General features: G+C 70.4%; 13 protein-coding genes. 9 read left to right on the top strand and 4 right to left on the bottom strand.

Annotation, left to right across the window (positions count from 1 at the left end):
- The first annotated feature begins 89 nt into the window (after positions 1-89).
- The 5 genes from ACY34M_RS00160 to ACY34M_RS00140 all read left to right on the top strand — a co-directional run bounded on the left by ACY34M_RS00160 (position 90) and on the right by ACY34M_RS00140 (position 6,269).
- Positions 90-1,481 carry an ABC transporter substrate-binding protein gene (locus ACY34M_RS00160; protein WP_462718965.1) on the top strand — a complete coding sequence of 464 codons (1,392 nt, stop codon included), beginning with the start codon at positions 90-92 and terminating at the stop codon, positions 1,479-1,481.
- A gap of 7 nt (positions 1,482-1,488) precedes the next feature.
- A complete protein-coding gene (locus ACY34M_RS00155; RefSeq protein ID WP_462718964.1) occupies positions 1,489-2,892 on the top strand; it encodes a carbohydrate ABC transporter permease in 1,404 nt (467 codons plus the stop codon).
- Complete coding sequence (locus tag ACY34M_RS00150) at positions 2,889-3,770, top strand: carbohydrate ABC transporter permease (protein ID WP_462718963.1); 882 nt, start codon at positions 2,889-2,891, stop codon at positions 3,768-3,770. The genes ACY34M_RS00155 and ACY34M_RS00150 overlap by 4 nt, the downstream gene beginning before the upstream one ends.
- A 195-nt stretch (positions 3,771-3,965) precedes the next feature.
- Positions 3,966-4,817 (top strand): class I SAM-dependent methyltransferase, encoded by an 852-nt coding sequence (locus ACY34M_RS00145; protein WP_462718962.1) that lies wholly within the window; start codon positions 3,966-3,968, stop codon positions 4,815-4,817.
- 102 nt (positions 4,818-4,919) lie between these two features.
- Entirely contained in the window at positions 4,920-6,269 is a 1,350-nt protein-coding gene (locus ACY34M_RS00140; RefSeq protein WP_462718961.1) for a hypothetical protein, read from the top strand.
- A 14-nt stretch (positions 6,270-6,283) separates the two neighbouring features.
- Here ACY34M_RS00140 and ACY34M_RS00135 read toward each other — a convergent pair whose 3' ends face one another.
- Positions 6,284-6,697 (bottom strand): organic hydroperoxide resistance protein, encoded by a 414-nt coding sequence (locus tag ACY34M_RS00135; protein WP_462718960.1) that lies wholly within the window; start codon positions 6,695-6,697, stop codon positions 6,284-6,286.
- A 110-nt stretch (positions 6,698-6,807) separates the two neighbouring features.
- On the opposite strand from ACY34M_RS00135, the gene ACY34M_RS00130 reads away from it, so the two are divergent.
- A complete protein-coding gene (locus tag ACY34M_RS00130; protein ID WP_462718959.1) occupies positions 6,808-7,266 on the top strand; it encodes a MarR family winged helix-turn-helix transcriptional regulator in 459 nt (152 codons plus the stop codon).
- Positions 7,267-7,302: 36 nt separating this feature from the next.
- Here the strand turns inward: ACY34M_RS00130 and ACY34M_RS00125 are convergent, their stop codons facing one another.
- Together ACY34M_RS00125 and ACY34M_RS00120 are read right to left on the bottom strand one after the other, a co-directional pair.
- The gene (locus ACY34M_RS00125) at positions 7,303-8,796 is read right to left on the bottom strand and encodes a threonine/serine exporter family protein (RefSeq protein WP_462718958.1); all 1,494 of its coding nucleotides are present in this window, start codon (positions 8,794-8,796) and stop codon (positions 7,303-7,305) included.
- A 94-nt stretch (positions 8,797-8,890) separates the two neighbouring features.
- Entirely contained in the window at positions 8,891-9,514 is a 624-nt protein-coding gene (locus ACY34M_RS00120; protein WP_462718957.1) for a TetR/AcrR family transcriptional regulator, read from the bottom strand.
- Between the two features lie 148 nt (positions 9,515-9,662).
- Here ACY34M_RS00120 and ACY34M_RS00115 point away from each other — a divergent pair, with 148 nt between their 5' ends.
- Positions 9,663-10,583 (top strand): ABC transporter permease, encoded by a 921-nt coding sequence (locus tag ACY34M_RS00115; RefSeq protein ID WP_462718956.1) that lies wholly within the window; start codon positions 9,663-9,665, stop codon positions 10,581-10,583.
- A complete protein-coding gene (locus tag ACY34M_RS00110; RefSeq protein WP_462718955.1) occupies positions 10,576-11,412 on the top strand; it encodes an ABC transporter ATP-binding protein in 837 nt (278 codons plus the stop codon). The genes ACY34M_RS00115 and ACY34M_RS00110 overlap by 8 nt, the downstream gene beginning before the upstream one ends.
- 74 nt (positions 11,413-11,486) lie before the next feature.
- On the opposite strand, the gene ACY34M_RS00105 is transcribed toward ACY34M_RS00110, so the two are convergent.
- Positions 11,487-16,427: an NAD-glutamate dehydrogenase gene (locus ACY34M_RS00105; protein WP_462718954.1), complete on the bottom strand. Its 4,941-nt coding sequence runs from the start codon at positions 16,425-16,427 to the stop codon at positions 11,487-11,489.
- Between the two features lie 461 nt (positions 16,428-16,888).
- Here ACY34M_RS00105 and ACY34M_RS00100 point away from each other — a divergent pair, with 461 nt between their 5' ends.
- The gene (locus ACY34M_RS00100; RefSeq protein WP_462718953.1) at positions 16,889-17,458 is read left to right on the top strand and encodes a DJ-1/PfpI family protein; all 570 of its coding nucleotides are present in this window, start codon (positions 16,889-16,891) and stop codon (positions 17,456-17,458) included.
- Positions 17,459-17,531 lie beyond the last annotated feature (73 nt).

Below are 17,531 nucleotides of genomic sequence, written 5' to 3'. Positions count from 1 at the left end.
CCGGTTCTCCCTGGCCCGGCGTACAACCAGTGCGCACGGGACAGCGCTCAGTACGTACGTTCAGCGTTCAGGACGAGAACGGGGCAGTGATGAGCAGCACTCTTCGTACACGCATACCCAGCACCCGCAGGAGCACCTTCCACACCGCCCTCGTGGGCATCGCCATCGGCTCCCTCGCGCTCGCGCTCACCGCCTGTGGAGGCGGCGACGACAACGGCAAGGGCGGCGGAGGGGGCAGCTCGTCGCCCGCCTCCTCGCTCAAGCTGCCGAAGCTGGACGGCAAGTCGCTGGAGATCGCCGCCGTGTGGACCGGCGACGAGCAGAAGAACTTCAAGCAGGTGCTCGCGGAGTTCGAGAAGCGGACGGGCGCGAAGGTCACCTTCGTCCCCGCCCAGGACCCGATCATCAACTTCCTCGGTTCGAAGGTGGCCGGCGGCGCCCCGCCGGACATCGCGATGCTGCCGCAGCCCGGCGCGATCAAGCAGGCCGTCGACAAGAAGTGGGCGAAGCCGCTCGGCAAGGACGTCCAGGCGCAGCTCGCGAAGAACTACTCCACCGGCTGGCAGGACCTCGGCAAGGTCGACGGCAAGAGTTACGGCGCGTACTACAAGGCGGCCAACAAGTCGCTGGTCTGGTACAACACGAAGGTCTTCGAGAACGCGGCGGCCAAGGAGCCGAAGACCTGGAAGGAGTTCCTGACCACCGCGCAGTCCATCTACGACTCCGGGGTCACGCCGATGTCCGTCGGCGGCGCCGACGGCTGGCCGCTCACCGACTGGTTCGAGAACGTCTATCTCTCGCAGGCGGGCCCGGAGAAGTACGACCAGCTCGCCAAGCACGAGATCAAGTGGACCGATCCGTCCGTGAAGGAAGCGCTCACCACGCTCTCCGAGCTGTGGGGCAAGAAGGACTACCTCGCGGGCGGCAACAAGGGGGCCGTGCAGACCGAGTTCACGAAGTCGGTCGAGCAGACCTTCACGGGCGGCGAGCAGCCCAAGGGCGCCATGGTCTACGAGGGCGACTTCGTGCAGGTCAACATCCAGCAGACGAAGGCGAAGGTCGGCACGGACGCGAAGGTGTTCCCGTTCCCCGCGGTCGGCTCGGGCAAGCTCCCGGTAGTCAGCGGCGGTGACGCCGCGGTGGTCCTGAAGGACTCCCCGGCGGCGCAGGCGCTGGTGACGTGGCTGGCCTCGCCGGACGCGGCCACCATCCAGGCCAAGCTCGGCGGCTACCTCTCCCCGAACAAGAACGTGGACCTCGCCTCGTACCCGAACGCCGTGCAGCGCGAGATCGCCAAGCGGCTCGTGGACGCGGGCGACGACTTCCGCTTCGACATGTCGGACCAGATGCCGCAGGCCTTCGGCGGCACACCCGGCAAGGGCGAGTGGAAGGCGCTGCAGGACTTCCTGATGAACCCCAAGGACGTCTCGGGCACCCAGAAGGCCCTGGAGGCCGAAGCCGCCAAGGCGTACAAGGACTGACGCGGCGATGACATCGGCCGTCGGCGGCGGCACCCCGGGCTCCGGGACAGCCGCCGCACCGTCATCACGCAGCCGCAAGAGCGTCACCGGCACCCGCAGGACCGTCGCCGCGTTCTTCCTGCTGCCCGCGCTGATCCTGCTCGGCGCCCTCGTCGTGTATCCGATCGGGTACTCGGTCGTCCGGAGCTTCTTCGACGCGTCGGGCGGCTCGTTCATCGGGCTCGACAACTACGAGACGCTGTTCACCCGCGAGGACACCAAAGCGGCGATCAACAACAACATCTGGTGGGTGGTGCTGGCCCCCGCGGTCGCCACGGCGCTCGGCCTGATCTTCGCCGTGCTCACGGAGCGGATCCGCTGGGCCACCGCGTTCAAGTTGGTGGTCTTCATGCCGATGGCCATCTCGATGCTGGCCGCGGGCATCATCTTCCGGCTGGTGTACGACCAGGATCCGGAGAAGGGCGCGGCGAACGCGGTCCTGGTGTCCGTGCACGACACGTTCGCGCAGTCCTCCGCGTTCCCGAAGGCGCATCCCCGCCCGGGCGGGGATCTGGCGGGCAGGAGCGGCGGCCCGTTCCTCACGAAGGGACCGGTCGAGGCGGGAACTCCCGTGCTGCTCCCGCTGGTCGGCGTGGCCGCCGACCAGATGCCGGAGGGTGCCAAGCCCGCGAAGCAGGCCACGGCCTCGGCGTCCGGGGTCACCGGCACCGTCTGGCAGGACTTCACCATCGGCAAGGGCGCGGGCGCCCGCGACAAGGTCGACGCGACGGAGCTCGGCTATCCCGGCATGCGCGTGGAGGCCGTCAAGAACGGCACGGTGGTGGCCTCGACGAAGGCCGCGGCCGACGGCACGTTCAAGCTGCCCGCCGCCGCGGACGGAGCCCAACTCCGCCTGCCTGCCGAGAACTTCAAGGAGCCGTACAACGGCGTCGACTGGCTCGGCGACAAGAAGTACTTCACGCTGCACCTCGGCGGCTTCGATCTGTACCTCAACATCGTGACGACCTCGATCATGCTCGCGTACGTCTGGATGTGGGCCGGGTTCGCGATGGTGCTGATCGGCGCGGGCCTGGCCGGCATCCCCCGGGAGCTCCTGGAGGCCGCGCGCGTCGACGGGGCGACGGAGTGGCAGGTCTTCCGGAGGGTCACGGTGCCGCTGCTGGCGCCCGTGCTCGCGGTCGTCCTCGTCACGCTGATGATCAACGTACTCAAGATCTTCGACCTGATCTTCATCATCGCGCCGGGGGCCACGCAGGACGACGCCAACGTGCTGGCCCTGCAGCTGTACCGCTCGGCGTTCAGCGAGGACAACGAGGGCCTGGCCAGCGCGATCGCCGTGCTGCTCCTGCTGCTCGTGATCCCGGTGATGTGGTTCAACATGCGGCGACTGCGGCGGGAGGCACGACGGTGACGACCATCGACGAGACCGTCAAGGCCAAGCGCACGCTCGCGGGCCGGATCGGCGACAGGCTCAGCGGCGGGTTCATCCAGTTCGTGCTGCTGCTGGTCGGCGCGCTGTGGCTGGTGCCCACGATCGGGCTGCTCCTCTCGTCCCTCCGCTCGCCGGAGGACATGGCGGACAGCGGCTGGTGGACGGTGTTCAGCAAGCCGGCGCAGCTGACCTTCGAGAGCTACGCCAGCCTCCTGGAGAACTCCGACATCACCCGTTCCCTGGTCAACACGGCCCTGATCACGGTGCCCGCGACGCTGCTCGTGATCGTGATCGGCTCGCTGGCCGGGTACGCGTTCGCGTGGATGGAGTTCCCCGGCCGCGACTGGTGGTTCCTGGTCGTGGTCGGGCTGCTCGTGGTCCCCGTGCAGGTCGCGCTCGTGCCGATCGCCCGGCTCTTCGGCGACATCGGGATCTTCGGCTCGATCCTCGGCGTGATCCTCTTCCATGTCGGGTTCGGGCTGCCGTTCGCGGTGTTCCTGCTGCGGAACTTCTTCGCGGACATTCCGCGCGAACTCCTGGAGGCGGCCCGCCTGGACGGCGCGGGTGAACTCCGCCTGTTCCTGCGGGTCGTGATGCCGCTCGGCGCGCCGGCGATCGCCTCGCTCGGCATCTTCCAGTTCCTGTGGGTGTGGAACGACATGCTCGTCGCGCTCATCTTCACGGACACCGACAGCCAGCCGATCACGGTCGCGCTGCAGACCCAGGTGCGGCAGTTCGGCAACAACATCGATGTGCTCGGGCCCGGCGCGTTCATCTCGATGGTGATCCCGCTGGCCGTGTTCTTCGCCTTCCAGCGCCAGTTCGTGTCCGGCGTGATGGCGGGCGCCGTCAAGTAGCGCAGCGGACGGCCGGGGGGATGATCGGAACAATGGTGCCGATCAGGGATTTGTCGTGCGAGACGGTCTCTCGTTCCCTCCCGGCCACTGCGCGGACATCCCGCGCACCTACCCAGTGCTGATGGCCTCCCGGACCCGGCGGGCAAGCGCGTCACCCGCCGGTCCCGAAACCACGTCATCCGTACTGGAGTTGACATGCAGCACGAGCCCCACACCGCGCCCCCCGAGCTGCCGCGCCCGGCCGCGCTCGACGACGTCAAAGGCTGGTTCCACAACATCGATCAGGTGCTCTTCGACTGGTTCCTGAGCCGGCAGCGCGCGCTCGGCCAGGACGGGGATCTCCTCGAACTCGGCGTCTACCTGGGCAAGAGCGCCATTTTCATGGGGCAGTACCTGGAAAAGGAGGAGACGTTCACCGTCTGCGACCTCTTCGACTCACCCGCCGACGACGCGGCGAACGACAAGGAGATGACCAAGTCCTACAGCACCCTGACGCGCACCGCTTTCGAGGCCAACTACCGGGCTTTCCACGATGAGCTGCCGGAGGTCGTGCAGGGCCCTTCGAACGTGATCACGTCGCTGGTCGCCCCCGGCAGCTGCCGCTTCGTACACGTGGACGCCTCGCATCTGTACGAGCACGTGCACGGCGACATCGAGGCGTCCCGCGAGCTGCTCGGCGAGGACGGCATCGTCGTGCTCGACGACTTCCGCGCCGAGCACTGTCCGGGGGTCGCTGCGGCGACGTGGGGCGCCGTCGCCACGACCGGCCTCAAGCCGCTGTGCATCACGGCGACGAAGTTCTACGGGACGTGGGGCGCGTTCGATCCGGTCCGCACCGAGCTCGGCGCGATGCTCGCGGGGCGCGACGACTTCTGGCACGGCGCGGAGGAGGTCGCCGGGCACTCGATGATCCGCATCGACGGCCGGAAGGCGAAGCGCCCGGCCCAGCCGGCGTCGCGCCACGCGTCGACGTCGTCGTCGGCCGTGCCCCCGCAGTCCCCGGCCCCGCGCCCGAAGCGCCTGCTGCGCTCGCTGCTCGGCCGCTGACGCACCCTCCCGGCCCGCCTTCCGTGCGCCCGCGCTCACCCGCACGGCCCACGAAAGGCGGGCCGGACCGCGCCCGCGGGGCACACAGTCCCCATGCCGTACATGACGACCACCGCACTCGCCCGGGGAGCGGCGCGCGGCGCGACGGCGCTGCGCGGCGGCCACTTCTGGCGCCCGACCCCGTTCTTCGTCTTCGGCGGCCTGTGCTGGCTGCTGCTGACGCTGGCGTACTGGTGGGTGCCGATGGCGTACGACTACGGGCTGCACGCGGCGGTGATCGAACGGCTGAAGGTGAGCCTGCTGCACCCGCGCCACCCGCTGGTCGACCTGCCGGGCGCGGGCAGCCCTTACCTCGTCTCCCCGTACGCGATGGCGGAGGGCCTCTTCGCGCGGGCGACGGGTCTGACGGGCTGGGAGGTCATGAAGCTCGCGGGCCCGGTCAACCTGCTGGTCCTGCTGACGGGCCTGAACCGTATGGTCCGCACCCTCACGTCCCGCGATGGGGTCTCCCCTGCTCGGGCGGAGCCGAGAGCTTGGGGATGGGCGCCGGTCCTCGCCCTGTTGACGCTGACCCTTCTCTGGGGGACGAGCACGGACTGGCGGACCGAACCGCTCGCCCTGCGCTCCCTGACGATCGACCTCGGCTACCCGTCGACGTTCGCGATCGGGCTCGCCTTCTGGGTGTGGGCGGGGGCATGGCGGCTGCGGCGGACGGGGGCGCGCTGGGCGCTCGCGGGGGCCGCGGTGGTGGGCCTGGTCTGGCTGTGGCCGGACTCGGATCCCGCGACGCCGCACGTCCCCTGGTGGGCGCTGATCGGTCTCCCGGCCCTGTGGCTGCGCTTCCGGCGCGACCGCGGGGACCCGCTCGTACTGCTGTGCGCGGCGGGCGTCGCGGCCCTCGCCTACGCGGCGCTGCTCCACCCCGCCGCGTACGGAGCGGCCATGGTGCTCACGGTGGTGCCGCTCCAGTGCGCCCTGGCGATCGCGCTCGCGGCGCCCCGGCCGTGGCCGCGGCAGCGCCGGGCGCTCGGTGCGCTGGCGGCGGCGGGCGCGGTCGCCGGCCTCGTGGCCACGGCGCTCGACCCACCGCCCCGGTGGCCCGCGTACACCTGGGCGGCGCAGCACATCGCGCCCGGCGACGTGGTCCTCACCGGCGGCTTCCGCCCGGTCCGCGCACTGCCCGGCCACGGAGCGACGGTGGTCGCGCCCGCCCGCCCCGACCCGGTCGTCGACCACGCCGAATGGGACCGGCGCCGGGCGGCGGTGCGCGCCTACCTCTCCCCCGCCTCGACCCGCGCCGAGCGGCAGACGATCGCCGAGCGCTACCGCGTGCGCTGGCTGCTGCTCGACCGGGGCGAGCGGCTGCCGCCGGAGGCGGTCGTCGTGGCGTGGAGCCCCCGCACGGGCGAGGCGCTCGCGCGGGTCAACGGGGGATCACCGAGGCGCCGTTGACCTGCCGGGCTGGACTACTCGACGACGAGCTGCACGTCGATGTTGCCGCGGGTCGCGTTCGAGTACGGGCACACCTGGTGCGCCTGCTCGACCAGCTTGCGGCCGGTCTCGGCGTCGACCGAGTCGGGCAGCTCGACGCGGAGCACGACGGCGAGACCGAAGCCCTCGCCCTCCTTGCCGATGGAGACCTCGGCGGTGACGGCGGCGTCGGCGACGTCCACCTTGGCGCTCCGGCCGACGAGGCCGAGCGCGCTGCCGAAGCAGGCCGCGTAACCGGCGGCGAAGAGCTGCTCGGGGTTGGAGCCCACGCCGTTGCCGCCCATGGCGGTGGGCACGCCGAGCTGAAGGTCGATCACGCCGTCCGAGGAGACGGCGCGCCCGTCGCGGCCGTGGGTTGCGGTGGCGACGGCGGTGTAGATGGCGTCCATGGTGGACCTGCCTCTCGGTCGGTGAGTCACTCTCTGACGTTCCTGCCCTACAAATGAAGCACACAATTCAATTGCGCACAACTTAATCGCGTGAGCGTTACCCTGGACGCATGCCCAGCACCGACGAGTACCTCCGGCTCGACCGCCAGATCTGCTTCTCGCTCAACGCGGCGTCGCGCGCCTTCGGCGGCGTCTACCGCACGCTGCTCAAGGACCTGGGCCTCACCTACCCCCAGTACCTGGTCATGCTGGTGCTCTGGGAGGCCGCCGACGGCGAGGGCCCGCTCCCGGTCAAGCGCCTGGGCGAACGCCTCCGCCTCGACTCCGGCACCCTCTCCCCGCTCCTCAAGCGCCTGGAGGCGAACGGCCTCGTACGCCGCGAGCGCAGCGCCACGGACGAGCGCTCGGTGACGGTCGCCCTCACGGACTCCGGCGCGACCCTGAAGACCGCCGCGTCCGAGGTCCCCCGCAAGATCGCCTCGGCCACGGGCTTCGACCTGGAAGAAATCGAAACGATGAGATCCCAACTGGACCGCCTGACCCGGGCCCTGGACGCGGCGGATCTCTAGGGCCTGTCGAGGGCCTGTCGTCAAACTCCCGTCTGCCTAGCGGCGGGTGGGCAAAATCAAGCCCCGCCGGCGATTGAGGCGCGGGGTCCGGGGCGGAGCCCCGTGACGTCCACCCCGCCTCGGCGAAACACTCACGGCACCGGCCGCCCGAACCCTCCGCACCAGTTGCGCGGCCTCCCCCGCAAGGCCCACGCCCACGGCAATCGCCAAGGTCACCGCCGCCGCATGCACAAGCCCCCCGATCCCCGTCGTGGTCCGCCCGGAGGCCAGCGCGGCCAACGCCACGTACAACGCACTGCCCGGCAGCAGCGGCGCGATCCCCGGCACGACGAGCGGCAGCGCCGACTCCCGCCTGCGCCGGGCCACGGCATGCGCGGCGCACCCGACACCGGCCGCCACCACCGCCGTACCGACGAGCGAGGGCAGACCGAGGACGGCGAACTCGGCCGCCACCACGAACCCGCCGAGCCCGAGCAGCGCGACGGGCAGCCAGTCCCGCCGCGGCGTGCGCGCCCGCGCCGCCACGGCCACCGAGAACACGGCGGCGCCCACCGCGGGCATCCCCAGATACGCGGCCCGCTCGGCCGTCGGCACGACCGGCGCCTCGAACCCGAAGAGCCGCCCCACACCGAGCACGGCCACCACGCCCGAGACGACGGCGGCGAACACCAGCATCGCGTCGAAGAGCCGCCCGAGCGCGGTCAGATAGTGCCCGGTGAGCGCGTCCTGCACGGCACTGACGAAGGTGACGGTCGGCAGCAGCCCCAGCACCCCCGCCACCACGACGGACTGCACGGTCGCCGGCGGCGCGCTGTGACTGATGGCGACGGCGAGCACGGCGGCCGGCATCGCGGCGACGGCCGACCGGTAGAACGCGGGCACGCCGTGGCGCCCCAGCCAGCCGCTCAGCAGCGCCCCGAGCAGCCCGGCGACGAACGCGCACACCGAGGTCAGCGCGCCACCACCGAAGGCGATACCACCACCGGCCGCCACGAACCCGGTCTGCACAGGCACACGCCACCGCACCCACCGCCCCCGCTCGGCAGGGACGTCGAGTATCCGCCCGATCGCGGCCCGCGCCTCGTCCAGGTCGAGCTGCCGCGCGCTGATCCGCTCCACGAGCGCGTGAATGCGCCCCAACGTACGGAAGTCGGTGGCGTGCTTTCGGATCACGCGGTTCGCGTGCAGCGGCGTGAGTTCGCCGGGCGCGTGCGCGGACAGCGACACGGTGGCGAGGGTGACGCCGGGCTCGCAGTAGCTGAGCCCGTACGTCTCGGCGACGACCAGCATCCCGGCGACCGCCTCCTCTGCGGAGGCCCCGTACGACAGGAGCGCCTCCCCGACCCGCGTCGCGAACTCGGCGACACGAGCGCCGTAGGCCTCCATGTCGGCCCGGCCGTCGTCGTGCAGCAACTCGCCGCCGTAGCCGTAGCTTCTGATGGGCTCGACGCCGCGCAGCCGGGGCAGCGCCTTGGTCAGCCAGGGGTCGGTGCGGTCGACGGCTACGGCCGGACGAGTCCTCGAAAGCATACAAATGGAGCGTAACGGACATCACACTTGAACGGCTTAAGAGTTTTGGGCCGACATCGAAGCGGGCCGCGGGAGGTACCGGCCGGGCAAGCCCCTACAGCGCCTTGAGCGCTGCCGCCGTCGCCGCCGACAGGCGCTTCAGGTGCCCCTTGGGGAGCTTCGGGGTGCGGACCACCACCGCGCGCCAGTACAGCGGGCCCGAGATCAGGTCGAGCGCCAGCTCCTCGTCCAGCCCCTCGCGCAGCTCACCGCGCTCCACCGCCGCCCGTACGATCCCGCTCGCCACTCCGTGCTGGCCCTCGCGCAGCGCCTTCTGCAGAGCCTCGGCGATCTCGGGGTTGCGGGCCGCCTCGGCCTGGAGGTCGGGGATGATCTGGCCGGCCACGGGGTGCCGCAGCGCGCGCGACGTGACCTCGTACAGGAGGCGGAGGTCGTCCTCCAGGGAGCCCGTGTCCGGGGCGGGCAGCCCCTGCACCGCTATCGCCGAGACCAGGTCGAGGACCAGGTGGAGCTTGGACTTCCAGCGGCGGTAGACGGCCGTCTTGCCGACGCCCGCGCGGCGCGCGATGCCCTCGATGGACATCCGGGCGTAGCCGACGGAGGCCAGCTCCTCGAAGACGGCGGCGCGGATGGCCTCCGTCACGTCCTCGCGCAGGACGGCCGCGCCGGCGGGGGCCCTGCGGCGCGTCGGCTTGGGGGTGTCGGCGTTGGTCGTCATATGGCAAAGCATAGGCGGGCGACGACGAAACGGTTGCGTTCCGACGTCGATCCGCCCTACGCTCACGTCACGACGATACGGGTCCGTCCCGACGTGAACGGCGGATGAACAGCAGCCGTCGCCCCACCCCCGACCGAAAGCAGCGGATGTGAGCCAGGTACTGGACACGCCTCCCCCGCAGGAGGCGCCGCGGTCCACCCCTGAGGATCCGGCGGCCCTCGCCGCCCGGTACGGGCTGAGCGTCAGCGGCGCCCGGCCCTCGCTGCCCGCGTACGTACGCCAGCTGTGGCAGCGCAGGCACTTCATCACGTCCTTCTCGACCGCCAAGCTCACCGCCCAGTACAGCCAGGCGAAGCTCGGGCAGGTCTGGCAGGTGCTGACGCCGCTGCTGAACGCGGCGGTCTACTACTTCATCTTCGGCAAGCTGATGGGGACCAGCCGGGGCGTGCCGGACTACATCCCGTTCCTGGTCACGGGCGTGTTCGTGTGGACGTTCACGCAGTCGTCGGTGATGGCGGGGACGCGGGCGATCTCCGGGAACCTCGGGCTCGTGCGGGCCCTGCACTTCCCGCGGGCCTCGCTCCCGGTCTCGTTCTGCCTGCAGCAGCTCCAGCAGCTGCTGTTCTCCATGTGCGCGCTCGTGGTCATCCTGCTGGCGACGGGGGTGCCGCCGGCGCCGTCCTGGATTCTCGTCGTGCCCGCGCTGACGCTGCAGTTCGTGTTCAACACCGGGCTCGCGCTGATCATGGCCCGGCTCGGCTCTAAGACCCCGGACCTCGCGCAGCTGATGCCGTTCCTGCTGCGTACGTGGATGTACACGTCCGGCGTGATGTGGAGCCTGACCCGGCTGACGGAGAAGCAGGACATGCCGTCGTTCGTGCGGACGCTGCTCCAGGGCAATCCGGCCGCCGTCTACATCGACCTGATGCGCTTCGCGCTCATCGACAGCTTCGGCGCGCGCCAACTGCCGCCGCACATCTGGGCGCTGGCGACCGGCTGGGCGCTGCTCGCCGGGCTCGGCGGGTTCATCTACTTCTGGAAGGCCGAGGAGACGTACGGTCGTGGCTGACAACACCAGCGAACAGGTTCCCACCGTCATCGCCGACGGCGTCGACATCGTCTACCGCGTCAACGGCACCGGCGCGGGCCGCGGCGCCGCGACCGCCGCCCTCAGCCGCATCCTCGGCGGCAAGGGGAAGGCCGAGCGGCGGGCGGGCGTGCGGAAGGTGCACGCCGTGCGGAACGTGTCGTTCACCGCCTACCGGGGCGAGGCCATCGGGCTCATCGGGACCAACGGGTCGGGGAAGTCCACCCTGTTGAAGGCCGTCGCCGGGCTCCTCCCGACCGAGAACGGGCGGATCTACACCAACGGGCAGCCCTCCCTGCTCGGCGTGAACGCGGCCCTCATGAACGACCTCACCGGCGAGCGCAATGTGCGGCTCGGCGGGCTCGCGATGGGCATGTCCCGCGAGCAGGTGCGAGACCGCTACGACGAGATCGTCGACTTCTCCGGGATCAACGAGAAGGGCGACTTCGTCACGCTGCCCATGCGGACCTACTCCTCCGGCATGGCCGCCCGGCTGCGCTTCTCCATCGCCGTCGCCAAGGAACACGACGTGCTGCTGATCGACGAGGCGCTCGCCACCGGCGACCGGTCCTTCCAGAAGCGGTCCGAGCAGCGGATCAAGGAACTGCGCAAGCGCGCCGGCACCGTCTTCCTCGTCAGCCACAGCAACAAGTCGATCCGCGACACCTGCGACCGGGTGCTGTGGCTGGAGCGCGGCGAACTGCGGATGGACGGGCCGACCGAGGACGTCCTCAAGGAGTACGAGGCGTTCACCAACGCCGCCGCCGACAAGCCGAAGCCCAAGAAGCCGAAGACCCCCGTCGCCGCGTAGCGGCGCGACGAGCACGAGAAACGGGGGCGCCCCGAGCCGAATCCGGCCCGGGGCGCCCCCGTTCTTCGTATCCGCTACGAGTGCGTGCGCAGCAGCGTGCGCATCGTGCGCATGGCGACCGAGAGGTTCGCCAGGTCGAACGAGTCCGAGCCCTGGATCTCCTCGAGGGTCGAGCGCGCCCGGCCCAGGATCGCCGCGTTCTTCTCCTCCCACGCCTTGAACCGCTGCTCCGGCGTCGAGGTCCCGTTGCCCGCCGCCAGTACGTCGGCGGTGAGCGCGGCGTGCGCCGCGTACAGGTCCTCGCGGATGGAGGCGCGGGCCATGGACTGCCAGCGGTCGGCGCGCGGCAGCTCGATGATGCGGTCCATGAGCTGCGTGATGGAGAGCCGGTCGGCGAGGTCGTAGTAGACCTCGGCGACGGCCAGCGCGTCCTTGCCGGTGCGGTCGGCGATCTGCACGATGTCGAGCGTCGGGAACGCGGACGAGAATCCGGCGACCCGCTCCGCCAGCTCCTCCGGAACCCCCGCGCCGGTCAGCTCGTCGAGGATGCCCTGGTACCACTCGGCGTCGGCGCCGCTCAGCATCTTCGGCATCTCCGCCCAGACCTTGGTGACGTCCTCCTTGAAGAAGTCGATGGTCTCGGCGAGCTGGAGCGGCTGCGGACGGTTGTTGAGCAGCCACCGCGTGCCGCGCTCGACGAGGCGGCGCGAGTGCAGCCGGATCCGGGTCTGGACGTCGGCGGCGACGACATTGTCGAGCGCCTCGACCGCGTCCCACACCTCACTGAGGCCGAAGATCTCGCGCGCGGCGAGCTGCGCCCGCACGATCTCCTCCAGGGACGCGCCCGTCTCCTCACGGAGGCGGTGCAGGAACGTCGAACCGCCCGTGTTCACCGTGTCGTTGACGAGGACCGTCGTGATGATCTCGCGGCGCAGCGCGTGCCCCTCGATCGCCTCGCCGTACTTCTCCCGCAGCGGCTGCGGGAAGTAGGCGTGCAGCAGGCGGCGCAGGTACGCGTCGTCCGGGAGCGACGTGTGGATCAGCTCGTCGGCCGCCGTGATCTTCGTGTACGCGAAGAGGACGGCGAGCTCCGGCTGGCTCAGGCCGCGGCCGGAGTTGAGGAGTTCGCGGATCTGCCGGTCGTTCGGCAGGAACTCCAGCCCCCGGTCGAGGTGGCCCTGCTTGCCCAGGCGGCGCATGAACCGCTGGTGGGCGTGGAGCAGGGACGGCGCCTGGGCGCAGGAGTTGGCGAGCGCCGTGTTCTGCGCGTAGTTGTTGCGCAGCACCAGGTGGCCGACCTCGTCGGTCATGGCGGCGAGCAGCTTGTTGCGCTGCTTGACCGTCATGTCGCCCTCGGAGACGAGCCCGTTGAGCAGGATCTTGATGTTCACCTCGACGTCCGAGGTGTTGACGCCCGCGCTGTTGTCGATGGCGTCGGTGTTCACGCGGCCGCCGCTGCGGGCGAACTCGATGCGGCCCAGCTGGGTCGCGCCGAGGTTGCCGCCCTCGCCGATGACCTTGGCGCGCACGTCCTGGCCGTCGACGCGGATCGGGTCGTTGGCCTTGTCGCCGACGTCCGCGTTGGACTCGACCGACGACTTCACGTACGTGCCGATGCCGCCGTTCCACAGCAGGTCGACCGGCGCCTGGAGGATGGCCTTCATCAGCTCGGCCGGGGTCATCTTCGCCTGGCCGGACTCGATGCCGAGGGCCTCACGGATGTGGGCGTTGAGCTGGATCGACTTGGCGGAGCGCGGGAAGATGCCGCCGCCCGCCGAGATCAGCTCCTTGTTGTAGTCCGCCCACGACGAGCGCGGCAGCTCGAACATCCGGCGGCGCTCGGCGTAACCGGTGGCCGCGTCGGGCTTCGGGTCGATGAAGATGTGCCGGTGGTCGAAGGCGGCGACCAGGCGGATGTGCTCGGAGAGCAGCATGCCGTTGCCGAACACGTCACCAGACATGTCGCCGACGCCGACGACCGTGAAGTCCTCGGACTGGGTGTCGACGCCCAGCTCCCGGAAGTGCCGCTTGACGGACTCCCAGGCGCCGCGGGCCGTGATGCCCATGCCCTTGTGGTCGTAGCCGGCCGAGCCGCCGGAGGCGAAGGCGTCGCCGAGCCAGAAGTTGTACGACTCGGCGACCTGGTTGGCGATGTCGGAGAACGACGCCGTGCCCTTGTCGGCCGCGACCACGAGGTACGTGTCGTCCTCGTCGTGCCGCACGACGTCGGCGGGCGGGACCACTTCACCGGCGACGAGGTTGTCGGTGATGTCGAGGAGCGCCGAGATGAAGGTCTTGTAGCTGGCCACACCCTCGGCCATCCACGCGTCCCGGTCCACCGACGGGTCGGGCAGCTGCTTGGCGACGAAGCCGCCCTTCGCGCCGACCGGCACGATGACGGTGTTCTTCACCATCTGCGCCTTCACCAGGCCGAGGATCTCCGTACGGAAGTCCTCGCGCCGGTCCGACCAGCGCAGACCACCGCGCGCGACCTTGCCGAAGCGCAGGTGCACACCCTCGACGCGCGGCGAGTACACCCAGATCTCGTAGGCGGGCCGGGGCTCGGGCAGGTCGGGGATGGCCTGCGGGTCGAGCTTCATGGAGACGTACGTGTGCGGCTTGCCGCCGCCCGCCTCCTGGAAGAAGTTCGTGCGCAGCGTCGCCTTGATGACGGTGAGGAAGGACCGCAGGATCCGGTCCTCGTCGAGGGACGCGACCTGGTCGAGGGCGCCGTCGACCTCTTCGAGCAGCCCGTCGATCAGCTCGGTCCCGGCACGCTGCCGGTCCGGCGACATCCGCGCCTCGAACAGCGACACCAGCAGACGCGTGGTGTGCACGTTCGTACGGAGGGTGTCCTCCATGTAGTCCTGCGAGAACGTGGAGCCCGCCTGGCGCAGGTACTTGGCGTACGCGCGAAGCACCATCGCCTGACGCCAGGTCAGACCGGCGCCGAGGACGAGGGAGTTGAAGCCGTCGTTCTCGGCGAGCCCGGTCCAGGCGGCGGCGAAGGCGTCCTGGAAGCGCTCGCGGCCGTCGGCCCCGAGGTCGTCGCCGTTACCGTTCGCCGGCTTCGGCATGCGCAGGCCGAAGTCGTAGATCCACGCGGTCTTGCGGTCGCTGCAGCGCAGCTCGTACGGGCGCTCGTCGGTGACCTCGACGCCCAGGCGCTGGAGCACCGGCAGGACGGCGGACAGGGAGACGGGCGCGCCGATCCGGTAGATCTTGAAGCGGCGCTCGCCGGGGGCCGCGCCCACCGGCTCGTACAGGGAGAGCTCGAAGTCCTTGTTCTCCCGCGTGAGCTGTTCGAGGTGGACCAGGTCGGCCACGGCGGCGCGCGGCGAGTGGTCGGCCTTGAAGCCCTCGGGGAACGCCTGGCCGTAGCGGCGCAGCAGTTCGGCGGCGCGCTCCTCGCCGCACTCGGCGTTCAGCGCCTCCCCGAAGCCGTCGGCCCAGGAGCGGGCGGCCTCGACGAGGCGGGCCTCGATGCGGTCCTTGTCGGCGTCGGAGAGCTCCGGCAGCTCGGTGCCCTGCGCGACGCGGACGACGAAGTGCAGCCGGGAGAGGATCGACTCGGTGTTCCAGGCGGTGAAGTCGACGCTGGTGCCGCCGAGCTCCTCCTTCAGGATGTCGATGATCCGCAGGCGCACGCCCGTGGTGTAGCGGTCGCGCGGCAGGTAGACGAGGGCCGAGTAGTAGCGGCCGTACTCGTCCTGGCGCAGGTAGAGCCGCAGGCGGCGGCGCTCCTGGAGGTAGAGGACGCTCGTGACGATGGACCGCAGCTCGTCGGCCGGGGTCTGGAAGAGCTCGTCGCGCGGGTACGTCTCCAGGATCTGCAGCAGGTCGCGGCCGTCGTGGCTGTTGGGCGAGAAGCCCGCGCCCTTGAGGACCTCGGCGACCTTGCGGCGGATGACGGGGACGCGGCGCACGGACTCGGTGTACGCGGCGGAGGAGAACAGACCGAGGAAGCGGCGCTCGCCGACGACATTGCCCTCGGCGTCGAACTTCTTCACGCCGACGTAGTCGAGGTAGCTCGGCCGGTGCACGGTCGCGCGGCTGTTGGCCTTGGTGAGGACCAGCAGGCGGTGCTCGCGGGCCTTGGCGCGGGCGTCGGCCGGGAGCCGGTTGAAGGACGGGGACACCGGGTGGTGCTCGTCGCGCTCGTGGTGCGGGTCGGAGCGCAGGATACCGAGGCCGGTGCCGGGGACGGCGGCCAGCGAGTCGTCCTCGGAGAGGTCGTACTCGCGGTACCCGAGGAACGTGAAGTGGTCGGCGGACAGCCAGCGCAGCAGCTCGCGGGCCTCCTCGACGTCCTGCTCGGGCAGGTCGCCCGCGGTCGGCTCGCTCGGCAGCTCCTCGGCGATGCGCAGCGCCGAGTCCCGCATCTTCTCCCAGTCCTCGACGCACTCCCGTACGTCGGACAGGACGCGCAGCAGGTCGGAGGTGATCTGCTTGAGGTCGGCGCGGTCGGTCTCGCGGTCCATCTCGACGTGGATCCACGACTCGGTGAGCACGTCGTGGCCCTCGGCGGACGCTCCGGCCGGCAGCACCTCGAGGAGCTTGCCGGCGACGTCGCGGCGGACCGTGATCTGCGGGTGGATGACGACGTGGATGCCGCGGCCCTGGCGGGACAGCTCGTTGGTGACGGAGTCCACCAGGAACGGCATGTCGTCCGTGACGACCTCGACGACCGAGTGGCTGCAGGTCCAGCCGTTCTCCTCGACGGTCGGCGTGTGCACCTTCACGTTGGCCGTGCCCTGCGGGCGGTTCTCCGCGAGGCGGTAGTGCGAGTGTGCGGCCCCGAAGACATCGACCGGGTCGCGGTCGCTCAGGTCCTCCGGTGCGGTGTGGAGGTAGTAGCGCTGGAGGAACGCGAGCACGCTGTCGATGTTCTCCGTGGCGGTCGTGCCCTCGCCCGTCGCCCCAGTCGGTAGGTTCCCCCCTACCGGGCTGTTCTCAGCTACCCGGGCGGCCCTGGTGAGCAGCTCGGCTTTGGCTTCGTCCAGCTTGGTCTGCATTGTCCTCTGGCTCCTGTCGCGCGCCGTTGCGAGACGTAGATGTGGCGTAGATGAATCGCCCGGCACAACGTCTCGACGCGGGGTGTCCGGTCTGAGACGACGTTATGCCTGGATGGGTGATGGGTGGACGACAATGCGCCGTTTTCAACGAAGAGGCCATCCGCCCGAAATGATCAGCGGCTGAGCGCCGGGCACGACCGCTGTGGCAGGTCGTGATCTCCCGGCGCGGGCAGGGGGCGACGATGCCCCCGCGAGATATCGCGCTGATCACGGGACCAGGCTATCGCTCCCCGAGGGGGCATCGTCATGAGCCGCATGTGTACAAAACAGGTGGTGGAACTTTGACGGTCTGCACAGAACCGCTGAAGCCCTTGCGTAGTACGGGCTCTTGCCAGCCGCGCGGCGCGGCGACACGTTGAGCACACGACACGGCGGATCCCGGCGAGGGGAGCGTGTGACCAATGGCACCCAAAATCCTGATCGTCACCGGCGACGCCGCGGAGTCGCTGGAAGTCCTCTACCCGTACCAGCGGCTGCGCGAGGAGGGGTACGACGTCGACATCGCGGCGCCGACCCGCAAGAAGCTCCGGTTTGTGGTGCACGACTTCGAGCCCGGTTTCGACACGTACACGGAGAAGCCCGGCTACTCCTGGCCCGCCGATCTGGCCTTCTCCGAAGTCGATCCGGGCCAGTACGCCGCATTGGTGATCCCCGGCGGCCGGGCGCCGGAATATCTGCGCGGCGACGCCGAGCTGCGCAAGATCATCAAGGCCTTCTTCGACACCGACAGGCCCGTCGCGCAGATCTGCCACGGACCGCTCCTGACGGCGGCGGTGGACGGGCTCCGGGGCCGGCGCGTCACCGCGTACCCGGCGCTCGAGACGGACATGCAGGCGGCGGGCGCCACCTTCCGGGACGCGGAGGTGGTCGTCGACGGCACGCTGGTCTCGTCCCGCTCCTGGTCGGACCACTCGCAATGGATGCGGGAGTTCCTGACGGTGCTGCGGGCGAAGGCACCGGTCGTGGGCTGACACCCCGGCCGGGAAGCAAATGCGGTGGCTGCCCCGCCGACGAGGGCAGCCACCGAAACGCGCGCCGCTCCGG

Source organism: Streptomyces sp. EDA2-14 (assembly GCF_054963755.1).
Note: the sequence above shows the minus strand (reverse complement) of the source record. Positions and strands in the feature narration are given on the sequence as shown.